Source organism: Agrobacterium sp. rho-8.1 (assembly GCF_033957725.1).
GTDB lineage: Bacteria > Pseudomonadota > Alphaproteobacteria > Rhizobiales > Rhizobiaceae > Agrobacterium.
Genome location: NZ_CP192789.1, coordinates 257,110 through 280,098, shown reverse-complemented (window position 1 = coordinate 280,098; position 22,989 = coordinate 257,110). Strand labels below are relative to the sequence as shown.

Annotated in this window: 18 protein-coding genes; 12 read left to right on the top strand and 6 right to left on the bottom strand. The window is 56.7% G+C overall.

Going from position 1 to position 22,989, the window contains the following annotated elements:
• Positions 1–69: 69 nt before the first annotated feature.
• The 4 genes from RMR21_RS16110 to RMR21_RS16095 form a co-directional block, all read right to left on the bottom strand.
• A complete protein-coding gene (locus RMR21_RS16110; protein WP_498671735.1) occupies positions 70–1,581 on the bottom strand; it encodes an ABC transporter substrate-binding protein in 1,512 nt (503 codons plus the stop codon).
• 489 nt (positions 1,582–2,070) lie between these two features.
• The gene (locus tag RMR21_RS16105; RefSeq protein WP_498670485.1) at positions 2,071–2,307 is read right to left on the bottom strand and encodes a hypothetical protein; all 237 of its coding nucleotides are present in this window, start codon (positions 2,305–2,307) and stop codon (positions 2,071–2,073) included.
• Positions 2,308–2,342: 35 nt separating this feature from the next.
• Complete coding sequence (locus RMR21_RS16100) at positions 2,343–4,064, bottom strand: extracellular solute-binding protein (protein WP_498670484.1); 1,722 nt, start codon at positions 4,062–4,064, stop codon at positions 2,343–2,345.
• A gap of 74 nt (positions 4,065–4,138) precedes the next feature.
• Positions 4,139–5,041 (bottom strand): NAD(P)-dependent oxidoreductase, encoded by a 903-nt coding sequence (locus RMR21_RS16095; protein ID WP_498670483.1) that lies wholly within the window; start codon positions 5,039–5,041, stop codon positions 4,139–4,141.
• 541 nt (positions 5,042–5,582) lie between these two features.
• On the opposite strand from RMR21_RS16095, the gene RMR21_RS16090 reads away from it, so the two are divergent.
• The 11 genes from RMR21_RS16090 (at position 5,583) to RMR21_RS16040 (ending at position 18,171) form a co-directional block, all read left to right on the top strand.
• Positions 5,583–6,656 (top strand): 2,3-butanediol dehydrogenase, encoded by a 1,074-nt coding sequence (locus RMR21_RS16090; protein WP_498670482.1) that lies wholly within the window; start codon positions 5,583–5,585, stop codon positions 6,654–6,656.
• A gap of 140 nt (positions 6,657–6,796) precedes the next feature.
• Complete coding sequence (locus RMR21_RS16085) at positions 6,797–7,081, top strand: YciI family protein (RefSeq protein ID WP_498670481.1); 285 nt, start codon at positions 6,797–6,799, stop codon at positions 7,079–7,081.
• Complete coding sequence (locus RMR21_RS16080) at positions 7,078–8,091, top strand: Gfo/Idh/MocA family protein (protein ID WP_498670480.1); 1,014 nt, start codon at positions 7,078–7,080, stop codon at positions 8,089–8,091. The genes RMR21_RS16085 and RMR21_RS16080 overlap by 4 nt, the downstream gene beginning before the upstream one ends.
• 13 nt (positions 8,092–8,104) lie before the next feature.
• Positions 8,105–9,088 carry a zinc-dependent alcohol dehydrogenase gene (locus tag RMR21_RS16075; RefSeq protein WP_498670479.1) on the top strand — a complete coding sequence of 328 codons (984 nt, stop codon included), beginning with the start codon at positions 8,105–8,107 and terminating at the stop codon, positions 9,086–9,088.
• Positions 9,089–9,180: 92 nt separating this feature from the next.
• A complete protein-coding gene (locus tag RMR21_RS16070) occupies positions 9,181–10,095 on the top strand; it encodes an intradiol ring-cleavage dioxygenase (RefSeq protein WP_498670478.1) in 915 nt (304 codons plus the stop codon).
• 2 nt (positions 10,096–10,097) lie between these two features.
• Positions 10,098–11,156, top strand: coding sequence for a maleylacetate reductase (locus RMR21_RS16065; protein WP_498670477.1), 1,059 nt, complete (start codon positions 10,098–10,100; stop codon positions 11,154–11,156).
• Positions 11,157–11,414: 258 nt separating this feature from the next.
• The gene (locus RMR21_RS16060) at positions 11,415–11,714 is read left to right on the top strand and encodes a Dabb family protein (RefSeq protein ID WP_498670476.1); all 300 of its coding nucleotides are present in this window, start codon (positions 11,415–11,417) and stop codon (positions 11,712–11,714) included.
• Between the two features lie 122 nt (positions 11,715–11,836).
• A complete protein-coding gene (locus RMR21_RS16055; protein ID WP_498670475.1) occupies positions 11,837–12,898 on the top strand; it encodes a ketopantoate reductase family protein in 1,062 nt (353 codons plus the stop codon).
• Between the two features lie 612 nt (positions 12,899–13,510).
• On the top strand, positions 13,511–14,506 hold the full coding sequence (locus RMR21_RS16050) for an ABC transporter permease (RefSeq protein WP_498670474.1): 996 nt from the start codon (positions 13,511–13,513) through the stop codon (positions 14,504–14,506).
• A gap of 23 nt (positions 14,507–14,529) precedes the next feature.
• Positions 14,530–15,597, top strand: coding sequence for a substrate-binding domain-containing protein (locus tag RMR21_RS16045; RefSeq protein ID WP_498670473.1), 1,068 nt, complete (start codon positions 14,530–14,532; stop codon positions 15,595–15,597).
• Positions 15,598–15,669: 72 nt separating this feature from the next.
• Positions 15,670–18,171 (top strand): ATP-binding cassette domain-containing protein, encoded by a 2,502-nt coding sequence (locus tag RMR21_RS16040; protein WP_498670472.1) that lies wholly within the window; start codon positions 15,670–15,672, stop codon positions 18,169–18,171.
• A gap of 261 nt (positions 18,172–18,432) precedes the next feature.
• Here the strand turns inward: RMR21_RS16040 and RMR21_RS16035 are convergent, their stop codons facing one another.
• Positions 18,433–19,614: a lactonase family protein gene (locus tag RMR21_RS16035; RefSeq protein ID WP_498670471.1), complete on the bottom strand. Its 1,182-nt coding sequence runs from the start codon at positions 19,612–19,614 to the stop codon at positions 18,433–18,435.
• A gap of 301 nt (positions 19,615–19,915) precedes the next feature.
• Positions 19,916–20,896, bottom strand: coding sequence for a mannonate dehydratase (locus RMR21_RS16030; RefSeq protein ID WP_498671732.1), 981 nt, complete (start codon positions 20,894–20,896; stop codon positions 19,916–19,918).
• A 475-nt stretch (positions 20,897–21,371) separates the two neighbouring features.
• Between RMR21_RS16030 and RMR21_RS16025 the strand changes: the two genes are divergently transcribed.
• Positions 21,372–22,973 (top strand): ABC transporter substrate-binding protein, encoded by a 1,602-nt coding sequence (locus RMR21_RS16025; RefSeq protein WP_498670470.1) that lies wholly within the window; start codon positions 21,372–21,374, stop codon positions 22,971–22,973.
• Positions 22,974–22,989: the final 16 nt, after the last annotated feature.

The window sequence follows — 22,989 nt, the reverse complement described above, 5'->3', positions numbered from 1 at the left end:
GGAAAAAAATGGGGGAACACTGCCAGATGCGCCGGACACCGGCGCATCCTTCTGTCACCAGTCTCTGAGTTACTCTTCGATAGAAACAGGCGAGAAGTCCTGGAACCAGTTCTGCGCCTGCACAAAACCCTTGACCTTCTTGGACATCGCGCGCGGGTTGACGTCATGTGTGACCATCAGGAACAGCGCTTCATCGACATATTTCTCGTGGATCTTCTGGAGCACCTTGTCCTGATCGGCCTGCACAAAGCTGTTTCGAACCTGATCGAACAGCTTGTCCATTTCCGGATCACAATAAAAGCCCCAGTTGGTTCCGGCTGGCGGCGCCAGATTACATTGGGACTGGCGGATGAGTGCGGTGAATGGGTCCTGGATAAAGTAGCTGTAATTCACGGCAGTGGCACCCTTGGAGCTGGCATCCTTGGCACCTGCGCGCCAGATGTTGATGACGGTGTTCCAGTCCGCCACTTCATACTCCACCTGGATGCCGATCTCGGCGAGCGTCTGCTGGATGTACTCGTTCATCTGCAAAGGCAGCATCTGGCCGGAGCCCGATGACGAGATGATCACCTTGGTCTTTATCGGCTTGTCCGGTCCATATCCGGCTTCTTCCATCAGCTTTTTCGCTGCCTCAACATCGTAGGTGAGCTTGAAGGTCGGGTGGCCAAACCATTGATGGCCGGGCGGCAGATAACCTTCTGCGGGGATCATCAATCCGCCGAGCAGCTCCTTCAGGCCTTCGCGATCAACGGCGAGGTTGGCGGCCTTGCGGACGCGAACGTCGTTCCACGGTGAACCTTCGACACGCGAAAAGTGCCAAGTCCAGTTATGCGGATAGGCATTTGTGACGATCTGGAAATCGGCATCCTTCAACGAAGCCACCGAATCCGGCGCTGGCGCTTCGATCCAGTCAACCTCGCCAGAGCGAAGTGCCGCGACGCGGGTATTCGGTTCAGGAAGAGGGATCAGCACCAGTTTGTCCAGCTTCGGCACGCGGGCCTTGTCCCAGTATTCCTTGTTTGGCGTCAGTTCAGCGCGTTCGCGCGGCGTGAAACCATTTTCCATTTTCCATGGTCCGGTGCCCGATGGTTTCTGGGCGACGGCGTCCCAGCTCTTGCCCTGCGCTTCCCAATTGGCGGGCGACGACAATGTGATCCAGCTCAACTGGTAGGGAAGCGTAGCATCCGGTGTCTTGGTGGTGATTTCAACCGTCAGCGGGTCTACGACCTTGTAGCTTGCGACGGCTGGAATACGCGATTTTCCCTGTGCTGACTGGCGTGGATCGAACTGCGGTGCATCGGTTTTGAGGAGCTTATCGAGGTTCCAAACGACGGAATCGGCGGTGAATGCGCTCCCATCATGAAACTTGACGCCATCGCGCAGCTTGAAAACCCATTTCAGCTTGTCAGTAGCATCTATTTCCCACGAGACAGCTAGCCCCGGCGTGAGGACTGAAGGTTTGTCGGCACTCGACAGATCCCATTCGATCAGTGAATCGTAGATCGTGTATCCCATGAAGCGCTGGCCTTCGCCGCCCTGGTCGGCCTGGCCCGTGGTCAACGGGATGTCGGATGCCGTCATACCAATCCGAAGCGTACCTGCAGCAAGGGCCGTATTGTCGCCAAGCGCAACAAGGGCAAGCAAGGCAACGCCGGCAAAAATGGATTTCCGAATGCTGCCTACTGCGGACGCCTTATTCAAAGTCTGCGTCATACCGTTCCCTCTTTTTTAGAGTTATTGCCGGCCACGAAACCGGTCGCGATATGCTAGGCATTTTTCATGCCAGTTTTCATGAAATTATATTTTCATGAGGTATTTCATAATCTTAAATCATCATTTTTGAGTTTGACTAAAATACGCAATGAGAGTTTACCGCTTAAACGTTGCGCGCAACTCAGATGCAGATGCATAAACTGGTTGCATCGATCGTACGCTTGGTGGCGCCGTTACGACATATAATTATATAAGGGCTCCAATCGATCACCATCTTCGGGGAGAGCCTCTAATGCGATGTCTTTGCCAGCGATCGGTGTGCGGTAATCAAGCGCGGGTTTTGGAAAGACGCGAAAATCAGACATGAAACTGCTCGTTTGCTGGATAGACAAAGACGGGGTTGCAAAGGCATCCGAGTGTGAACTCGTTTCTGATCCCGCGCCGGATCACGACCTTTTCACACGGCCGCTCAGAGCCGCGCTTGAAGATAGCAAGACCTATTGAGCCGACATGTGGGGAGAAAGCACTTGAGGTGACGTAGGCCTGGTCGAGCGGGATGACGACGACGAGTTGTCGACGGTCAGGCGATGTCATTCCCTCACGGCCTTGTCTATGGAGTACGGGGGGGGCTAGTGGGTAGGAGACCTGAGTTCTCGGTTTATCCGGTCTGCCACGTCCGAGAGCGCTGCCCTGTCCGTTTTGATGCCCGACAAGGCGTCGTGTACCTCTTCGCCAAGGATCCGTTCGATTGCGGCATATTGCGGAATGTTGGGACGCTGCCAGGTGTGTAGCAGGTTTTTCTTGGCCAATTGGTCCACGAAGCGCACGATCGGCGAACTGGCCGCCGCTTCCGGATCGGCACTCACCGAAAAGCGTGGGGCAATCGGAAAACCGTTCTTCACATGGGCTTTCATCGCCTCCCGCGATGCCATCCATGCGATCGCGTCGGCGGCAAGTTCGACACGTTCTTCCGGCAGGTTTGAGGGAATGCAGAACAGGAAGCCGCCGATTGGCGAGGCGCGTGTTCCACCGGGGCCTGCAGGCTGCGGAAGGTATTCGACCCGCCGTTTCACCACAGACTGGACGTCGTATTCGAACCGCGCAGCCCGCATGGTCCAGAAATAGCCCAGACTGGCCTTTCCCTTCATGAAGACGTCGAGCGTTCTGTCCCAGGCCATGTTGAGAATGTCCGGCGGCGAGATTTCCATCAGCCGGCGCATGAAATCAAGTGCAGCAAGGCCAGCGTCTGACACGACGGTACAGTGAAGCTCCTCAAGATTGACACCTTCGAACGTAAAACCGGCCCGCGACCGTCTCAATGAAATCGCCGGCTGGCCGCATGCACCGAGAAAAAACAGGAAGCTGGAGGCAATCGGCATGCCGCGCGCGCCATCCCATACCGCCCCGTACATGCCGTTCTGTGGCGCATGGAAGGAGCGTCCGGCGGACAGGACATCCTCGAATTTGCGGGGGAAATCCAGCCCGGCATCGGCGAATAGGTCCTTTCGAGCCGCCAGAATCTCGACCGTGCAATAGCCGGGAACGCCGTAGTCCCGACCGTTCCATTGCGCGGTCGACCAGATGGATGGATGGAAATCGAGTGGATTGATTCCAGTTTTCTGGATCAGCGCGTCGATCGGCTGGATGATATCCTTTTCTGCGAACTCGCCGAGCCAAGGCATGTTGATTGCGAGCACGTCGTAATCCGAGACAGGTTTGGAGCGATTTTCCAGGACGCGCCGATAGAGGTCGGGCAAGGGCAGAAGCTCGAAGTTCTTCCGCGAGGCGAGATTGTTGCGGAAGTCGGCCCACATGTTCCGCATAGCGGAAAAGTAGTTGTCGTCATTGAGAAGGAAGCGCAGCTCGACGTGGGATTCCACCCGCTTCTGCACCAGTCGCATCGGTGGAATGATGTGCGAGCCGAGAGGGGTGCCGCCGAAGTAGTAGTCGTCCTCCTGCTCGCCGCTGCGCAAGCCGAGCGTCTGCGCCAGCAGCGACTTCGTCTTGCCGGCATAGGCCTGGAAGGATTGCAGCAGCTTTTCGCTTGGTTGTAGCGAAAAGGTTTTGCCGGACGAGCCTTTCGGTACCTTGATGATATAGCCGCTGTCGACCATGCGATTGATCAGCCTCATCGAGGTGGCATAGGGAAGGCCGGATTCCTGCCCGAGCGTAGAGATCGCCACGCTCTGGCTGTGGATGTGGGCCTTGATCAGGAAGATCGCGATTTTCCAGACGGGGTCCTCGTCGAAGCCAGCGATCACCTCGTGAAAGGGGCGCCGGGTCTTTTCCAGAAATTCGATTACCCGGAGCATTTCGTAGTCGTTCACGTCGGCCTCCCGTCCGTCGCGCATTGTGACGATGTTCCTAGCGGCTGGCGCGCCCTTTGGCTAGGCGCGGTCCATGTCCCATACTGGTTTGTTGGGGGCTATTCGCCAGTCGGAGGCAGAATTCCGGCAAGGCGTTCGGATTGCTCGAAGAGCACGAAGAAGTCTTTCTCCGCCAAACCTTCTGCGTATGCCGCTTCGTATTGCTGACGGATCATAGACGCCATGTACATCGGAATATGGTCTGCACGCGCAGCGTCGAGGATAAGATCGAAGTCTTTCATCATTTGCGCCACGGAGAAGGCCGGGTCGAAATTGCGCTGTACCAGTAGATCCCGCTTGTAGGCGATCAGGGGCGAGGCGACCGCGCTCTCGCAAATGACATTGAGCATGGTATCGAGCGAAAGATTGCCCTTGAGACCGAGTGTCAGTGCCTCCCCAAGAAGCGCTGATGTGGCCCCGACCATCGCGTTGAGAACGAGTTTCAGATAGCGTGCCTCTTCCGCCTGACCGACGTAGAAGCGGCGGGCGGAAAAGCACTCGAAGATCGGCTCGGCATTTTTGTAGGCCTGTTCCGGTCCTGACGCCATGACGGAAAGCGTACCAGCGGACGCCGTCGCCGTGCTACCTGAGACCGGTGCCCGCAAGTAATCCACACCAAGCGCGACCATGGCTTCGTTCACCTCGGCAGAGATCGCGGGCGATACGGTGCTCATCTCGATCAATGTCTGGCCAGCTTTCATTACGCCGGCGAGCCCTCCGGGACCAAAAATGAGATCACGCAGTACGGCATCGTTGGGAATGGTGAGGACAACCACATCCGATCCGGCGGCGAGGTCTTCCAGCGTGTGGGCGACGTTTGCGCCCTCAGCGACGATTGTTGCACGGTTTTCCGGCAGGGGCTCATAGACGTGAAGCCGATAACCCGCATCCAGCACGCGGCGGCTCATGGGCGCCCCCATTTTGCCGATACCTGCCCATCCGACCGAAACCTTTTCGTTCATGTCATCCTCCCGTCCGTGTCGTCAGTCACTCATGGCGAGCCAGCGAACCGGCTCTCGAATACGGAGCACACGCATTGAGGCTGCGCGTCCGGTGCGCCGCGCCATGCTCTCCCATCAGTCACTATGGCGAACTGCCGATCGAAAGCTCTGCACAAAATATCCGTTTCGGATAAATCTTGGGCTGTGAGGTGTTTGGTAATCCATTAGCGTTGCCATCGGATCGTTCAGCGTTCCGTGGGAGGAAAAGCTGACAGAAACAATAGGATGTTGCAGGCGTGCTTTACAGCACCGTGCAAGCACCTCCTGTTGTCTAAGGTCAGATCAAGGCTCGGAGGAGGATTCGTGATGCAGCGACATTTTCGGGATTGTCTCTTTTTCAAACGTGAGCGCTGGCTGCCTGAAGGATCGCGCCGTCTCATGGAGAGCCCTTGTGCGGTTCTCCCTGCGCGATAGTCAACAGGGAGTATCGGAGCGCTTCTTGGGTTGATGACGGTATTCATGGTTCGCGAGGTTGAGCCAGTTGTTTGGGAAGGACAAGCAGGTGAAAGCAGTTCGTTATTATACGCGCAAGGACATTCGGGTCGAAGATATACCTGCACCTTCAGGGCCGCTCGCAGACGACATGGTGCTCATCGAGCCATTGGTCTGCGGCATCTGCGGAACGGATCTGCACGAATATGTCGCCGGACCGATTGTCACGCCAATGACGCCACATGTCTATTCCGGCGCGATCCTGCCGCAAATCCTCGGACACGAGTTTTCGGCGCGCGTGATTGAGGTTGGCCGCAACGTGACCCATGTCACGCCTGGAACTCGAGTGTCCGTGCAGCCACTTATCTCGCCGCGTGACGATTATTACGGGCGCCGCGGGCTATATCACCTCAGCGAAAAGATGGCCTGTGTCGGTCTCTCCTGGGATTGGGGTGGCATGGGCGAATTGGCTGTCGTCAATGGCTATAACGTTTTTCCGGTGCCCGACAGCGTCAGTGACGTTCAGGCCGCGATGATCGAACCGGCGGCCGTCGCCCTCTACGGCGTCGATCGCGGCGGGGTGGAAGCGGGAAGCACGGTTCTGGTGTCCGGTGTGGGGCCGATCGGTGCGCTCGTTCTGCTCGCCACCCGCGCGGCCGGTGCAACGACCATCTTCGTTTCCGAACTCAACGCCAATCGCCGGGCGCTGGCGAAGAAACTTGTGCCGGAGGCAATCGTCTTCGATCCGCGCGAGACAGATACGGCATCCCTGTTCCGTCAGCATACGGAAGATGGAGTGGGTGTCGACGTAGCGCTCGAATGCGTCGGCGCGGAAGCCTCGCTCAATCTTTGTGCCGCAGCCGTCAGACGCCAGGGGACCGTCGTTCAGGTCGGACTGCACGTCAAACCCGCTGCTATCGACGCCATGCTGTGGGCATTGAAGGACATCACCGTCGAGGCGACATGGTGCTATCCCGTGACAATCTGGCCACGGATTGCACAGATGATCGGCGCAGGCATTTTCCCGGTGGAGCAGATTGTTACGGCGCAGATTGCGCCGGAGGATGTGGTCGACAAGGGGTTCGAGGCGCTGCTCGATCCGAACGCCTCTCACATGAAGATCCTCGTCAACATGAAGGGGTGAACCCCGACGAGCCCTGTCTCAGACTGCTTGCGACGAGAGTGTAACGCGTCGGCACGTTTGGCACTGACTACCGAAATGCGGCACCTGCCTGTCCAGGCTGCTTGCAAGACCTGAAACGCCTGAACCCAAGAGGTTTCGTCATGCATTACATCGTTCATTGCCTCGATCACCCTGGCGGCGTCGAGAAACGGCTCTCCCATTATGATGCCCATAAAGCCTATCTTGCTGCTGGCAAGACGAAGACCGTCATCTCGGGTCCACTCCTTGCGGACGATAACGAGACGATGATCGGCTCGCTCTTCCTGTTCGAGGCCGAAACCAAGGAAGAGGTCGTGGCCTTCAACAAGGCCGATCCCTTCAGTGCTGCCGGCGTCTGGGCATCCGTGAATATTCACCCTTTCAGCAAGCGGGTCGACAATCGATGAGCGCTAAAGAAGAACGCCCGGTCGGTGCTGCCATCGTCGGCCTTGGCTGGTGGGGCAAGAAGATGGCATCCCTCGTCAACGCCGGTGGGGCGGAGATGCGTTTCGTCCATGGCGTTGATCCTAATGCCGACGTGCAGGGTTTTGCCGCTGATCTTGGCATGCGGTTTTCCTCAGACCTTTCTGCGGCGCTTGCGGATCCAGACGTCGAAGCCGTCATCCTGGCAACGCCGCATGCGCTGCATCAGGAGCAGATTGCGCAATCTGTCGCTGCCGGAAAACATGTCTTTTGTGAGAAGCCGCTGGCCATGACCCGCAGAGAGGCCGAAGCCTCTGTTGCGCTCTGCCGGAACGCGGGCCTCGTCCTTGGCATGGGTCATGAGCGGCGGTTCGAGCCACCAATCATTGACATCCTCGAGGCGGCAACGTCCGGCCGTCTCGGTCGCCTGTTGCAGATCGAGGCGAATTTCAGCCACGACAAATTTCTGACGCTCGATTCTTCCAATTGGCGGTTGAACGCTGAACAGGCACCGGCAGGTGGAATGACGGCCACCGGCATCCATCTGACGGATCTGTCGGTAAAGCTGATGGGACCGGCTTCAGACGTGCGGGTCGTCTGTGAAAATCTTGCCTCCGAGATCCCACAGGGGGACACGATGAGCGCGCATGTCCGCTTCAAGGGCGGTGGATCTGCCTATGTATCGGCAACGCTTGCGACGCCCTTCATCTCCCGCTTTGCCATCTTCGGCACGCTTGGATGGATCGAAGTGCGGGACAAGGCGCATGTCGAATCGCCGGATGGCTGGATCGTGACAGAGGGATGGAAGGGGCAGCAGATTACCATTCGCGAAGTGGCTCCCGCCGAACCGGTTCGGGACAACCTGCGTGCCTTTGCACGTGCGGTTCGCGGACTGGACGCCTATCCAATCAGCGGTGACGACATGATCAACAACATCGCCTTGCTGGAAGCCATCATCCGCTCTGCCCGTACGGGGCTGGTCGAAACACTGTGACAGGAAGATTGCTATGAAAGCCTTGGTATTCGAAGCGCCGGACAAGCCCGTAATCGCGGATCTGGACATGCCGGAGATTTCTCCCAACGAGGTTCTGGTACGGACCCAGGCGGTCGGCATTTGCCACTCCGACTATGAACTCCTCGCGGGCCGATACATCATACCGATCTCCTATCCCGTGACCCCAGGCCACGAGTGGAGTGGCGAAATTGTCGAGGTCGGCCGCAATGTGACTGGCTTTAAGATCGGTGACAGGGTGGTAGGCGAATGCGTGGTGCGCACCCCTGAGCGTCTCCACCATTTCGGCTTTTCCATGAGCGGTGCCGATCGGGAGTTCTTCAACGTCAATCCGGAATGGCTGCACAAGCTGCCCGACGCGGTCGATGACAAGAAGGCTGCCCTGATCGAGCCCTTCACTTGCGGTTTCTATGCCGTGCTGCGTTCCGGTGGCACCAATGCAAGCGAGACGGTGGTCGTTTCCGGCGGTGGCACGATTGGGCTGGTTTCGGCAGCAGCTGCCATCGGCATGGGTGCTCGCGTGATTGTCGTCGATCCGCTGGCATCCCGTCGGGAGGTTGCTCTCAAGCTTGGCGCAAATGCGGCACTCGACCCGAGCGATGGCGGTGCGGCCGCTCGCATTCGTGAGATGACCGGTGGCCACGGCGCGGATCTGGTTGTCGAAGCCTCCGGCCAGGACGCTTCGCTGGCTGCAGCGTTTGACTATGCGCGCGAAGACGGCCGCATGTCGATGGTCGGCATCAATATCGGGCGCAGCGTTCCCGTGGTCATCGGGCAGATCCAAATGAAGAACCTGACCGTCCGGGGGTGTATCGGGTCACCAGGCGTGTGGCCCGCAGCCATTCGGTTCCTTGAGCGTACCGGCATCGACCTGTCGCCGATCCAGACCCACGACTATGCGCTGACTGATGCCGTTCAGGCATTCGGCTTTGGAAAAGACGCGACCAAGAGCATCAAGATCACTCTGTTGAATGGTTGAGATCATGGCACCACCAAATCCTTCACCGAGGCTTAGACCGCCTTTGCGCCAATCACATGGTTCCGTAATGGACATAAGGAAAGGGTGACGACATGACCACTGATCCGCGCAACCACGAGGCCGAAAGCGGCTACTTTTCCGAGGATGATTCCGCTGAGGTCGTCATCGCAAGGATCGCCAGCGACACCGATCCGCGTCTGCGTGAGATCATGGACGCCGCCATCCGGCATCTGCATGCGTTCGTAAAGGAAGTGGAGCCGACGCAGGAGGAATGGGGCAAGGCGATCACGTTCCTGACCGAGACCGGGCAGATATGCAACGACTGGCGACAGGAATACATCCTGCTGTCGGATATACTGGGCGTCTCGATGCTCGTTGACGCCATCAACAATAGAAAACCATCGGGTGCGACGGAAACGACAGTCCTCGGTCCCTTCCACGTCGCTGATGCGCCACGCTATGATAACGGCGCCAACATCTGCCTCGACGGCAAGGGCGAACCGCTTCTTGTGACGGGGCGCGTCACCGATACACAGGGTCAGCCGATCGCTGGCGCCATGCTTGACGTATGGCAGGCCAATGAAGACGGGTTTTATGATGTCCAGCAGAAGGGCTTGCAACCCGAGATGAACCTGCGCGGCATCTTCACGACCAATGCTGACGGGCGATACTGGTTCAAATCGGTGCGTCCGAAATACTACCCGATCCCCGATGACGGTCCCGTCGGCAAATTGCTCGGCCAGATGGGCCGGCATCCCTACCGGCCTGCCCACATCCACTTTATTGTCGGTGCTGCTGGCTTCGAGCCGATCACAACGCATATTTTCACGCCGGATTGTCCCTATCTGCATTCCGATGCGGTCTTTGGTGTGAAGCAGGATCTCATCGCGGACTTCCACGCAGTCGACGATCCGGCAAGAGCGTCTAAACTCGGCTTTTCCAATCCATTCCAGGCCGTTACATGTGACTTCGTGCTGGTGACGCCACAGCAGAAACTGGACGGTTAGGCATGCAGAATTTTGTCTATAGTAGCCAGCCCGCGCGTGTCGTCTTCGGACGCGGCACAATCGGAACTCTGGCGCAGGAAGCCGAGCGCCTGTCGGTCGACCGGGTCCTGGTCCTGTCGACGCCCGAGCAAGCAGAGCAGGCTGAAGCCATAGCGGCTGTTCTGGGGCCGCGCTTTGCAGGTCTTTACCCCAAGGCGCAGATGCATACGCCGGTTGACGTGACGGTCGATGCAATGAGGATGGTTGAGCATGTTGGCGCGGATGCCTTGCTCTCGATTGGTGGCGGGTCCACGACCGGTCTCGGCAAGGCGATCGCCTTTCGCACCGATCTGCCACAGATCGTGGTGCCAACGACCTATGCTGGATCGGAGGCAACCCCCATTCTGGGCGAGACGGAGAATGGTCGAAAGGTGACCAAATCCGATCCGCGCATCCTGCCCGAAGTCATCATCTATGACGTCGACCTTACCTTGACACTGCCCGTTGCCATGTCCGTTACCAGTGGGATGAACGCCGTGGCCCACGCGGTGGAAGCCCTCTATGCACGGGAGGGCAATCCGGTCATCTCGCTGCTGGCCGAGCAGGGGATTTCGGCCTTTGCTCGTGCCCTTCCCATCATCACCCTTCAGCCGGAGGATACTGATGCGAGGGCGGACGCGCTTTACGGCGCTTGGCTCTGCGGCCTGTGCCTGGGATCCGTCGGCATGGCGCTGCACCATAAGCTTTGCCACACGCTCGGCGGCATGTTCAATCTACCCCATGCGCCGATGCACACGGCGCTTCTGCCACATGCGGTGGCCTACAACGCACCAGCCGTTCCCGAAGCAATGCGGCGTGTCGCGGGCGCTCTGGGCACAAAGGATGCTGCGGGGGGGCTCTTTGATCTCGCGGAGAAACTGGGTTCCTCCATGGCGCTGAAATCGATGGGCATGCCCGCCGATGGCATTGATCCTGCTGCCGAACAGGCGATGGCGAATGCCTATTGGAACCCACGGGAGCTTGAAGAAGAGGGAATTCGTCGCCTGCTGGCGAACGCCTATGAGGGCCGACGGCCGGAATGAGGAATGCAAAAGAAAGGGGGGGGGGACGAGATGAAGCCATGGCTGAGTAAGTGTTTGCAAATAGTATCGAACTGGATGCGTGAGTTGGGATCGGCCCATGTTGTCGATGACGGTCTGGGTGGTCCGGAAGAGGCGGCCAAGAAACAGGTCCGCAAACCCGAGCTTGCACCGCGGCGAATATATTAGCCGTCTAAATACCGCATCTGCGGCAATGCTGTATTCGCGTGCTCGCACCATAGAGACTTGAGGAGGAAAGCCATGATCAAGCATATCGTCATGTGGAACGTCAGCGGGGATACGCCTGAGCAGAAGCGTGATGCCGCCATCATGATCAAGACCAAGTTCGAAAGCCTGATTGGACAGATACCGGGCCTGAAAACGGTTGAAGTGGGGCTTGATATCAGCCGTATATCATACGCTTGCGACGTTGTTCTCTACTCGGAATTCGAAGATGAAGCCGCACTCCAGGGCTACGCGGAGCATCCTGCCCACACCAAGGTGCGCGCTGATCTGGAAGGTATCCGCATCGCCCGCCATCAGGTGGACTACCTCTGCTAGCTTCAGCGTCGCCTGCGTTGCAAAGACCTGCACATTTAACCGTCCGCTGAATGGCAACCGGAAACTGTTCCGATTTTGAAGGGGCAATCTTCGCCCGCAAAGATAGTTAAGGAGACGGTCGCGTGACATTCAGTCCCAGCAAAAAACCAAGAATTGCCTTTCTTGGAACCGGCGCCCAAGGTGCATCTATTGGTGCAGACTTCGTTCTCGCAGGGCACGATGTGACCTTTATCGAGCAGTGGCCGGACCATGTGAACGCCATCCGGGCGAACGGAATTACCGTTAATCTGCCGACCCGGACGATCAATGCCAAGGTTGCCGCACTGCATCTGTGCGAGGTGGCCGAGGTAAAGGAGCCATTCGATCTGGTTTTCCTTGTGGTCAAGGCCTACGATACCAAGTGGGCGACACAGCTGATCGAGCCGGTTCTGGCAAAGGACGGCCTGGTTATCGGTCTCCAGAACGGCATGACCCATGAAGACATTGCAGCGATTGTCGGGCGCGAACGCACCATCGGTGCCGTCATCGAAATCGCCTCCAATATGTTCGTACCGGGTGTGACCAATCGGCAAAACGATCAAGATACCTCATGGTTTGCCCTGGGTGCACTCGACCCCGATGTTCAGACGAGGGTGGAGGCGGTGGCCGAACTTCTGCGCTGTACGGGTACTGTCGAGGTTACCAACGATATACGCTCTGCCAAATGGATGAAACTCGTCGTCAATGCCGCTGAACTCATTCCTTCCGCGATCGTCAATCTACCGCTTGGTGATGCCGCACGCAGTCCAGGAATGCTCGACGTGATGCGGGCTGCAGGCTATGAGGCCATGCAGGCTGCAATTGCCGATGGCGCCAGGATCGTACCGATTATCGGCATGCCACCGGTGACCACCAATCATCCGGAGCGCTATGTCGACCAGATATTCGAGGAGGTGCTGACCGTCTTCTCGCAGGCCGATACGCTCACCACTTCGCTGCAGGACTGGCGCAAGGGCCGACGGGCGGAGATCCATGAAGTGAACGGCTGGGTCATCGACACGCTAAAGGCCCACGGACTTGCCGCCCCGATCAACGAGCGTGTGGTGGAGCTGGCCTATGAAATCGAAGCGCACGCACGAGACGCGGGGCCGGAAAACGCTGAATTGCTGATCGAAACCTATCACTCCACAATGCGGGCACCCTGAATGCGCGTCGACCAATATTTTCAATAAAACACACTTATCCAAAGCGGATATTTTCGTGGTTTTCGCAGTCTTCAAAATGCATAAAGTCATTGATGAGGAGTTCGGAGGAGTAAGTTTTCTGACGTGATTTGATGGTCAGCCCTTGTATACTCATCGGTTGGTGGGGCGAGCGGCAGATCCAATGACAAATTCTTGGAGGAGCAAGAATTTGGGCAATCCGTAGATCATTTTGATTTTGACAGTTCTGACCGTTCAACGGTTTGGAGACAACTAGATTGTTGCCAAAGCTTGGGGCTCTAGCTGTCGTGTCGCTCGGATATGTCTTTCTGACTGCTTCATCTTAAACGAACCGTGATCGTCTCGAGAGTAGGGCACGATGATTGACAACTTTGAGAAAGCGTCGTGTCTTACCAAGTATCCAAAAGGGGCGCAGGGGTCAGTTTTTGACGTCCTGTACGGCGGCTTAGCCGACGTATTGTGCCGAGACGGTTCGTCACCCGCTTCAATCTTGTTCCTGAGCAACTTTCCTGACCCCGACCTTCGATCGAAACCCTTGGCAAGCAATGCTTGCGTCTGCTTTGCGGCAGCATGTTTGCCGAAAGGAGCTCCCTGGTGAGTGCCATCTCCACGACCCCGACGCGTTCGAGCAACTATAGCGCGGGCCATTTTCAACTGGCGCGCAGTTTCGTGACGGTTATCCTTTCGATTGTTCTGCTTCTGATCGCCTCTCTTGTCTTTGCGCCGTCGAGCGTGTCTTGGGGCGCTCTGTCGGGCAGTCTTCCTTTCGCAGCCATCATTGCAATTGTCGGCCTTGGCCAGTTGCTTGTCGTCCAGCAGGGTGGGTTCGATCTCTCGCTTCCCGGAGCCGTGTCTCTGGCGGTTGTTGTGTCGACGCATTTCCCCAATCAGAATGACGCGTTCCTCTATCAGGCGGTGCTGCTGGCGCTGGCATTCAATCTTTCGATCGGCGTCCTCAACGGCATCCTGATCAGCGTTTTCCGTATGAATGCGATCATTGCAACGATCGGCACCAATGCACTTCTCTACGCAGCCGTTTTTGCGATGTCGGGCGGGGTTCCTTCCGTAACGACCGATCTCCTCGCTACGATTGCCGGAGGCGAAACCTTTGGTCTCCCCAATGCGATCTATTTTGCCCTTGGCGCGACGGCTCTGGTTTCTTTCATGCTGAAAAAGACCGTTGGTGGTCGCCGGTTTGAGGCAATCGGCGCCAGCCCGGCCGCTGGAGAGGCGGCAGGGCTGCGTGTCCGGTCGCACCAGATGATGGCCTATGTCTATGCACAGCTGTTCTATTGCCTGGCAGGTATCCTGATTGCCGGTATTACCCGCGAGCCCACAGCCTTTCAGGGCGACAGTTTGCTTCTGCCGTCCGTCGCTGTCGTCGTCCTGGGTGGCACCTCGCTGCTGGGCGGCCGCGGTTTTCCGGTTTCGACGGTGCTCGCCGCCTTTTTTCTGAACCAGTTGAGCCAATTCGCGCTGTCGGTCGGCGTACCCTATTCGGCCCAAACGATTATCCAGGCCCTGGCACTGGGTTTTGGCATCGCCGTTTACTCGCTCAACTGGAGCAGAAACGTCAAAAAAACGACCTAACGATAACAAGTGGAGGAGCAGACATGAATTATGCGGATTTGACCAAGGTCATGGCAGTATCGGTTGCGACTGCGTTCGTCGCACTGGGAGGTGCGAACGTCGCCAAGGCAGAAATGCCGTCCTGGTGCGGACCCAAGAAGGCGACGCTCGCCCTTCTTGACGGCTACGGTGGCAATAGCTGGCGTCAGGTCACGACGGCATCCGGAAAGCAGACCGTTGAGCTCTGCCCCAGCATTACAAAGTACGAATATGCCGACGGCCAAGGTGACACGCAAAAGGCAATCTCTGACATCAAAGGCATGGCAGCCAAGGGCATCGATGCACTCGTCGTTTTCGGCGATGCAGGTCCCGCCATGCTCCCGGCGATCACTAGTGTGTTCAAGGCGGGTAAGATCATCGTGCCGTACAGGGTCGCGGTGGGCGGCAAGGAAGGCATGAACTATTCCAAGTTCATCGGGTCCTCCTTCGAGAACGACGGCGTGACCTGGGGCAACTGGATCAAGGGCGTCTTGCCCAAGGGTGGCAATGTCCTCTTTCTCAGCGGCCCCGCCGGCAACAGCCAGGGCATCGATGAGTTGAAGGGCCTGAAGAGCGTGCTTGGGCCTGAATACGTCTTCGTCAATCAGGCACCCTTCGCCGTGACCAACTGGGACCCGGCTCTCACCCAGAAGGTGCTGACGGCCGAGATCGCTAAGAATGACAAGATCGACGTGATCGTCTCCGACTTCGGGCCATCACTTGTCGGCGCGCTCCCCGCTTTTACCAAGCAGGGCAAGTCGATCCCGGCGCTGGCAACGTCCGACGGCAATTCGCTCAGCTGTTTCTGGGAAGAGAACCACGCCGCCAACCCGGACTTCAAGCTGTTCACCGTCGCGACTGGCAACGACAATGTTCGCCTGGCGGTCCAATGGGCTGGGGCATTGGCAACCGGCGGCGAACTGCCGAAGGAAGAAATTTTCAAGGCGCCTGCTTATGAAGATTCTGTCTCTGGAAAGCCGAATGGAGTTCAGTGCCGCAAGGATTTGCCAGGCGCTATCTACATGTCTTCCGAGCTCAAGCCCGAGGACCAAGCGAAGGTTGTCGGCAAGTAACCGCAACCCATGCATCAATGACCCCGGAGGGCTTACACTCCGGGGTTTAGCAATCAGGATGGATCGCAGACAATGTTGGCACGAAACGGTCAAGAGATCGCGCCGGACACCCGGGACGTGGTGATCCGTCTGGCAGGTATCTCGAAATATTTCTCTGTCGTTGCGGCTCTGGTCGACGTCAGTGCGGAATTTCACGTTGGCGAAGTACACGCCATCCTCGGCGAGAATGGTGCCGGCAAGTCGACCTTGATGAACATCATTTCGGGTACGTTGCAGCCGACAGGTGGCGAAATCCTTTTTGGTGGACACCCTGTCCAGCAGATGACGCCAGACATCGCCAAGTCTCATGGTATCGGCATCTGCTTCCAGCATCCGGCAATCGTGGATGACTTGTCGATCCTGGAAAACCTGCGTGTCGCGCTGCCTGCATCCGTGTTTTCTGTGGCGAAACCCGAGAAGGTTGGTCGACGCGTGCTCGACAAAGTCGGGCTGCACGTTCCCCTTGGCATGCGCGCAGACGGTCTGACCGTTGCCCAGAAACATCTACTCGAAATTGCCAAGGCTCTCGCGCTTGATCCGAAGGTATTGATCCTGGACGAACCGACGGCCTCGCTCGACCAGGACTCGACAGACATGCTGTTCGCCCGGATCCGCGAGGTGGCAGCCGCAGGTACATCGGTCATCTACATCACTCATCGTCTGGCCGAACTGCGCCAGATTGCAGACCGCGTAACCGTGCTTCGAGACGGACGTGTGCGCGGCGCCGCGTTGATTGGCGAGATCAGCGATACCGATCTTGTCGGCATGATTGTCGGGCGCACCCTCGAATCTGCCTTCCCGCCAAAAGCCTCGGCAACCGTGTCGGAGACCGGCTTTTCCGTCAGTGGTCTCTCCAACAAAGACCTGAAAAACGTCAGTTTCGACGTCCCACGGGGGCAGATCGTCGGGATCGCCGGTGTTGCGGGCAATGGCCAGCCTGAACTCATGCGCGTGCTTGCCGGTCTACAGCCGGTGAAGGGGCAGATTGTCCTGCGTGGACGCGAGCTGACGCAGCCCGAGCTGCTGCATGAAGCCGCTTTCATGCCGTCCGACCGTCATGCCGAGGGTGTCGCAGGTAGCCTGACCGTGCGCGAGAATGCCACCTTTTCGGCACTTGAAAAGTTTGCGGTTGCTGGCGTCATGAGCCGGAAGAAGGAACTTCACCAGGTCGGTGCGATCTTCAGCGAGCTGGCAGTCAAGACACCGGGAATGGAGGCGCCGATTTTTGCCCTGTCAGGGGGGAACCAGCAGAAGGTCGTTATGGCCCGTGCACTTCTGTCCGAGCCAGGGCTGATCATCGCCGACGAGCCGACCCAAGGAGTGGATGTCGGTGCCCGGTTCGAAATCTATCGCATTCTGCGCGAAGTCTCCGAGGCGGGAACACCGGTCGTCGTCAACTCCTCCGATGCCGTTGAACTCGAAGGACTGTGTGACAAGGTTGTGGTACTGTCGCGCGGACAGGTGGTCGAAATCCTGACCGGTGACGACGTCACCGAAGAACGCATCGTTGCTGCCGCCGTCAAGGCTGAAACCCACGGCGACAGCAGTTCGACGGTTGCTCATACAAATGCTGGCGGCCGGTGGCGTGATTTGCTGAGGTCCGACAATGCTCCAGCCGTGCCGCTGGCTATCGTGACCCTGCTGCTTGGACTTTACGTCTATGGCCAGAACGAGAACTTCCTGTCCGTCTACAATATTTACAACATCCTGCTTCTTGCCACGGCCCTCGGCTTCATTGCCATGGGCCAGACGGTCGCGCTCTTGATGGGCGGCATCGATCTTTCGGTCGGCCCCCTTACCGGTTTTCTGGTCGTGGTCGCGTCTTTCTTCATCACAGATGACAGTTCCTCCGCGATGATGTTGGCCGGTTTCCTGCTGATGTTCGCGAGCGCCTTTGTCACCGGCGCGATCAACGGCATGCTAATCCGTTTTGCCAACTTCACGCCGATTGCAGCCACACTTGCGATGTATATCGCGATCCAGGGCTGCAGCTTTCTGCTGCGGGACAATCCGGGCGGCTATATCAGTGCGACTGTTACAGACTGGATCAACTGGCAGTGGGGACCGTTCCCGGTTGCCTTCCTCGTTTTGGTCGCTGTTGCACTGGCGGCAGAAGCCGTGTTGCGCCGGACGCGGGCTGGCTGGCGCCTGCGCGCTGTCGGATCGGATGAGCACTCCGCCCGCCGCGCTGGCATTCCTGTCGAGATGACCTTTATCGCCGGTTACATTGCCTGCTCGCTGCTGACTGGCTTGGGTGCAATCATGCTGATGACCCAGATTGGGGTGGGTGATCCCCGCCAAGGCGTGAACTACACGCTGGCCAGCATCACTGCGGTCGTTGTGGGGGGCACCAGCCTTTCGGGCGGGCGTGGAACTTTCGTCGGAACCCTGCTCGGTGCTGTTCTCTTGACCGAGGTGCTGAACGCGGTGACATTCCTGGGCTTGACCCAGACCTATCAATACCTCTTCCAAGGCATGCTGGTCGTTGTCGCCGCGCTCATTTATGCCGGGGTCGGCAAGCGGAGTGCACGTTGATGTCCGTAAATTTTAGTTTGATTGTTGCTTTCCCAACAAATCCAGTGACTTAAGCCGAAAGTCTGCTTGTGGTTTGTTTTCGCCGGGATGCTTGGCCACAGGTTGCGCTCTGGGGCTCATTTCCTTGTCGTATCGGTAGAATACGCCCGGTCGGCGAGGGGTGTCGATCCGGGCTATGGATAAGCAGGGGTTGGGGCACTTCCATTCTCTGCCAGAAGATCGCGGAGAGCCAGATAGTGTTGAGTAAAGGCCGCTATGGCTTCAGGGAAGACGGACGATTTCGATCCAATTTGCACCGTTGCCAACGTCGTAACGCCCGACACCTTGCAGTGAGCCATTTTTTTGACCGATACTGTAGACAGAGATCTTTTCAGATTTCTCCCCCGCCGCGATCAGGAACTGACCCGTCGGATCAATGCGAATACCGCGTGGCTGTTTTTCGGTTGCAATGGAGCCAACCCGGGTCAGCGCGCCCGTATCAGCGGCTACGGCAAAGATCGCAATCGTGCTGGTCGAACGCTCTGACGCGTAGAGGAACTTTCCGTCAGGCGTGATGTCGATATCGGCAGCCCAAATCTTTGGCTGAGGAGCAGCCGCAGGCGCGGGAGTTTGGATTGCTGTCGCAGGCGCATTAAACGCGGGTGGTGCAGGAGGCGCGACGCCTTTTTCAAGGCCGGCATCGGCTGTCAAAACTGTAACCGTCTCTTTTTCTGTCAGAGTTCCTGTGGCGGCGTCTAGCGCGAAATGAATGACATCGCCGCTCAGTTCCGTGACGACATAAACCGATTTGTTGTCGGGCGAGACCCGAATGTGACGTGGTCCCTGTCCCGCTTTTGTTGCAACGCTCGCGGGCTTATTGGGTTCAAGCATTCCGGTTTCGTCATTCAGAACATACTGCAGAATGACATCGGAGCCGAGGTTTGAAGCGAACACATATTTCCCGGTCTTGTCACTCACGATCGAGTGGGCGTTTCTCCCTGTCAGGATGACTTGCTTGACACCTTCCTTGACAAGGCCATCAGCACCTATCGGCAAGGATGCAATCTTGTTTCCGCCATAGGATGCGAAGAATAGCAGCCGACCACGTTTTTCTATCGACACATAGGGCATACTGTCTGGTAGTGCCGCCACGGCCTTCTCCGTCAACCCACCCGTGTCCTGGTTGATGTCATATGACACAACGCGGTAGGGCTGCGACCGAACAACAGCATAAAGATGAGTGGCATCGCTGCTGACGGCCAAAGGCATGACAGAAAAGCCAGCCTTCACCTTGCCGGCTGGCGTCAAGGCTCCCGTTTTTTCATCCATACTATAGGTGTTGATGTCTCCGTCTGTTGCCGCGGACACATAGACCATTGTTCTAGCCAGAGCTACGGTTGCATTCGCAAAAAGGCTACTCGCAACCATGATGGAGGTTGCCGCGAAAAATGTGATCTTTCTCATTACATCAACTCTCCGTTCTTGTTTATCGGCTTCATCGGCAGCATTGTCTGGCAGCCGGTTACACGCCCAGGCGTCCTTCCCGACAAAACCAGACTTCAGCACGTCCGCGATCAGACTTCATGGACGTCAAAGCGTGCAGAGTTTCTTGCACCAATTCTGTCCTGATTGAGCCTTCAGAAAATTCGCTCCTGAGGCCAGTGACGCATGAATCACGATATACGGAACACGCTTTTTGAAGCGAGGTCGGGCAGATTCAATTCGTACAGAAAACAGAACGGGACCTTGCCCCGCTGACCGTAGCCTAGGAATTGTAGGCATCGAGGGCCTGAAGCAAGGCTGCGGTGTAACCATAACAATAGGCAAAAGCGACGCCTTGTGGATCACGGCCAGAAATGGTGGGAACATGGTCGGGCATGATCATGTATTTGTAGCCCACTTCTTTGTAGACTTTCAGCGATCGTGCCATGTCCATGTCGCCTTCATCCGGAAAGGTCTCCATGAACGAAAGTTTTTTGCCGCGAATGTTACGGAAGTGAAGATTGAAAATCTTGTTCCGGCTGCCAAACCAGCGAATAACGTCATCGATTTCGTCACGGGGATTATCGAGCATTTCGCCGACAGTTCCCTGACAAAAATTTAGGCCGTGATAGGCGCTTTCACGCATCATGACGAATTTCTTAAGACCGTCTACGGTTCCAAGAACGCGGGTCACCCCTTTGTAACCCGGCGGCGTATAGGGATCGTGCGGATGGCAGGCAAGGCGAATACGGTTCGCTTCGGCGACAGGCACGACCCGTTCGAGAAAATAGTCGATCCGCTCCCAGTTTTCATCTTCCGAGAGAATGCCTGCCTGACCGGGCGCTGCATTCTGATCAGTTTTGTCCCAGCGGAAGGATGCATTCCTTGAACCGCCTCGTCCAGGCTCATCGGGGGTGCGGGGAATGCCGATGAGATTGAGATTGTATTTGGCTGCAGGAATACCGGCTTCGGCAAGGTTTTCAATCAGTTTGCAGATTGCATCGATCTGGCGATCACGGTTTGGACCGGCCAGCAGAATATCTGGATATGTGGCTGTTTCAATCGGGCTTGAAGGCAAGGGAAGCTGGATCATATCCAGTGTCAGACCAAAGCTTTCAACTTTCTCACGTAAGCGTTTGAGGTCGTCGAGGCTCCAGCTGTCCATCGGGCCATCTGGGTCCGCACAGATATTATTAATGCCAAGCTGCGACCATATCCGATAATCATCATCGTCCCGGGCTGCCAGTTGCGTGCCAACATACATGTCATTCCTCCTGATTGTTCTGAAAGAGATAATACCTCTTAGGGCAATTGTCGAGTTGCAATAATTCTCAATATCCGAGGTTCTCCCATAAGCAAGCCCTGTCATATTGTTGCAACTGGAGTACGATTTAGAGTCCGCGTCCAAAGTCACTTATCAATGATCTTTAACTATCTGAAAAATATTATTTATATAAAAATGTCTAATATTACCTTGAGTTTAAATCATGATTTGATATTTCTTTTTGATTGTATGCTTTTCTGGAAATGCCACTGTCTTGCTTTTCGAAAAGCCGCGTTCCACTTCCATCTGCGCGCAAACACAGCTTGCGCGTCGAGCGATATTAGGGTTCACTAAGGACAGAGGATACGGCCCAAAGCTTAAGACATCATACTAGATTCTCGCCGGCGGCGATAATTATACGCAATCATCGTATGACTTGTCTGGCGCCGAAGCGACCATTTTGGAGAGGAAACCTATGACCCTAATTTGTTCCAATCGTGTTTTTGCAGCAACGCTTTCTTTAGCGCTTGCCACGGCCACGGCAGCCACCGCAGCCACCCCGAATGATCAACTCGTTATTGGCACTTCACTTGCCCAGGTGCTCTCGCTTGATCCGCAGCAAGCTACTGAAGTCAAGACGCAGGAGATATTGGCCAACACCTATGATCGCCTTGTTTTCGCTGATCAGAAGGACGGTAACAAAATCAAGCCGCAACTGGCCGAAAGCTGGCAGGTTGATGACAAGGGTATCACCTTCAAACTCAAAGATGCGAAATTCTCATCCGGAAATCCGGTAACCTCCAAGGACGTCGTGTTTTCCATCGTCCGGCTTTTGAAGCTCGATCAATCTGCAGCGACCAATTACAAGACGGCCGGGTATACTGCTGCTAATATTGAAGGCCTTGTTTCCGCTCCCGACGAAAAGACATTTCGGATAGAGCTGACCGATAAGGTTATCCCTGAAGCGCTCCTCTATCGTCTCGCCATGGGTGTATCATCCGTCGTGGACAGTGTGGAGGTCCAAACGCACGTCAACAACAACGACTACGGCAATGAGTGGCTCAGAACCAAGACCGCAGGTTCAGGTCCTTACGTGTTGCGCCGCTGGACACCCAATGACATTGTCCTGCTGGAAGCCAATGATGATTATCGCGACGGTAAACCCACCATGCGCCGCATTGTGATGCGCCATGTCCCCGAAAGTCAGGCCGCCCGTCTGATGCTCGAGCGCGGCGATATCGATATTGCCAGTGCCCTGACCGCCGCGGATGTCAAGACGTTCGAAACGAACACAAGCTTTGTCATCGACAAGGTCAAGACCGGTGGCTATTACGTCCTCGCAATGAATGCAGGCGCTGAGCCATTCTCCAAGCCTGGCGTCCGGGAAGCGATTGCTTACGGCATCGATTATAAAGGCATAGCGAATACGATTTTGGGGTCATACGGTCGTGTCCGAAACGTTCCGGTGCCAGAAGACTGGGCAGGTGCCATTGCTAACCCCGATTGGTCTTTCCAGCCTGAAAAGGCCAAGAAGCTTCTGGCAGATGCCGGCTATCCGGATGGCTTCACGGTAACGTTAAAAACAATCTCGCAAACACCGCGTGTGGATATGGCAACGGCCATTCAGGCCAACCTCGCCGACATCGGTATCAAAGTGACCATCCAGCAGGGTAATGGCGCGGACATTGTCGCAGCACACCGGGCGCGCAATTTCGATCTGCTTATTCCGCAAACCGGCTCGTTCATGCCGACTGCACTTGGTTCGCTGGATAACTTTGCGTCCAATCCCAACAACTCCAAGGAAGCTAACAACGCAGGCAACTTTGTCTGGCGTTCTGCATGGGACATTCCAGAGCTGAATGCTCTTCGCGAGCAGGCTAACAGCGAAAGGGATGATACCAAGCGCATGGAGCTCATCAAACAGATCCAGGAAAAGTTCATCGCGTTGAAGCCTGCCGTCTTGCCGATGTTTGAACGCTTTGAACCCATCGTGCTGACTAGCCGGCTGAAGGGTTACAGCGGCCATCCATGGTCTTTGACCCGCGTTGAAGGCGTAACAAAATCCGACGCTCCATAATCAGGCCACTGCGCAC

Coding starts and splice junctions, on each gene's coding strand:
- RMR21_RS16075 (WP_498670479.1), top strand. CDS start 8,105: ATGAAAGCCTTGGTATTCGAAGCGCCGGACAAGCCCGTAATCGCGGAT.
- RMR21_RS16045 (WP_498670473.1), top strand. CDS start 14,530: ATGAATTATGCGGATTTGACCAAGGTCATGGCAGTATCGGTTGCGACT.
- RMR21_RS16100 (WP_498670484.1), bottom strand. CDS start 4,064: ATGCGCGACGGACGGGAGGCCGACGTGAACGACTACGAAATGCTCCGG.
- RMR21_RS16040 (WP_498670472.1), top strand. CDS start 15,670: ATGTTGGCACGAAACGGTCAAGAGATCGCGCCGGACACCCGGGACGTG.
- RMR21_RS16080 (WP_498670480.1), top strand. CDS start 7,078: ATGAGCGCTAAAGAAGAACGCCCGGTCGGTGCTGCCATCGTCGGCCTT.
- RMR21_RS16085 (WP_498670481.1), top strand. CDS start 6,797: ATGCATTACATCGTTCATTGCCTCGATCACCCTGGCGGCGTCGAGAAA.
- RMR21_RS16105 (WP_498670485.1), bottom strand. CDS start 2,307: ATGACATCGCCTGACCGTCGACAACTCGTCGTCGTCATCCCGCTCGAC.
- RMR21_RS16060 (WP_498670476.1), top strand. CDS start 11,415: ATGATCAAGCATATCGTCATGTGGAACGTCAGCGGGGATACGCCTGAG.
- RMR21_RS16065 (WP_498670477.1), top strand. CDS start 10,098: ATGCAGAATTTTGTCTATAGTAGCCAGCCCGCGCGTGTCGTCTTCGGA.
- RMR21_RS16035 (WP_498670471.1), bottom strand. CDS start 19,614: ATGAGAAAGATCACATTTTTCGCGGCAACCTCCATCATGGTTGCGAGT.
- RMR21_RS16095 (WP_498670483.1), bottom strand. CDS start 5,041: ATGAACGAAAAGGTTTCGGTCGGATGGGCAGGTATCGGCAAAATGGGG.
- RMR21_RS16030 (WP_498671732.1), bottom strand. CDS start 20,896: ATGTATGTTGGCACGCAACTGGCAGCCCGGGACGATGATGATTATCGG.
- RMR21_RS16070 (WP_498670478.1), top strand. CDS start 9,181: ATGACCACTGATCCGCGCAACCACGAGGCCGAAAGCGGCTACTTTTCC.
- RMR21_RS16110 (WP_498671735.1), bottom strand. CDS start 1,581: ATGACGGCATCCGACATCCCGTTGACCACGGGCCAGGCCGACCAGGGC.
- RMR21_RS16025 (WP_498670470.1), top strand. CDS start 21,372: ATGACCCTAATTTGTTCCAATCGTGTTTTTGCAGCAACGCTTTCTTTA.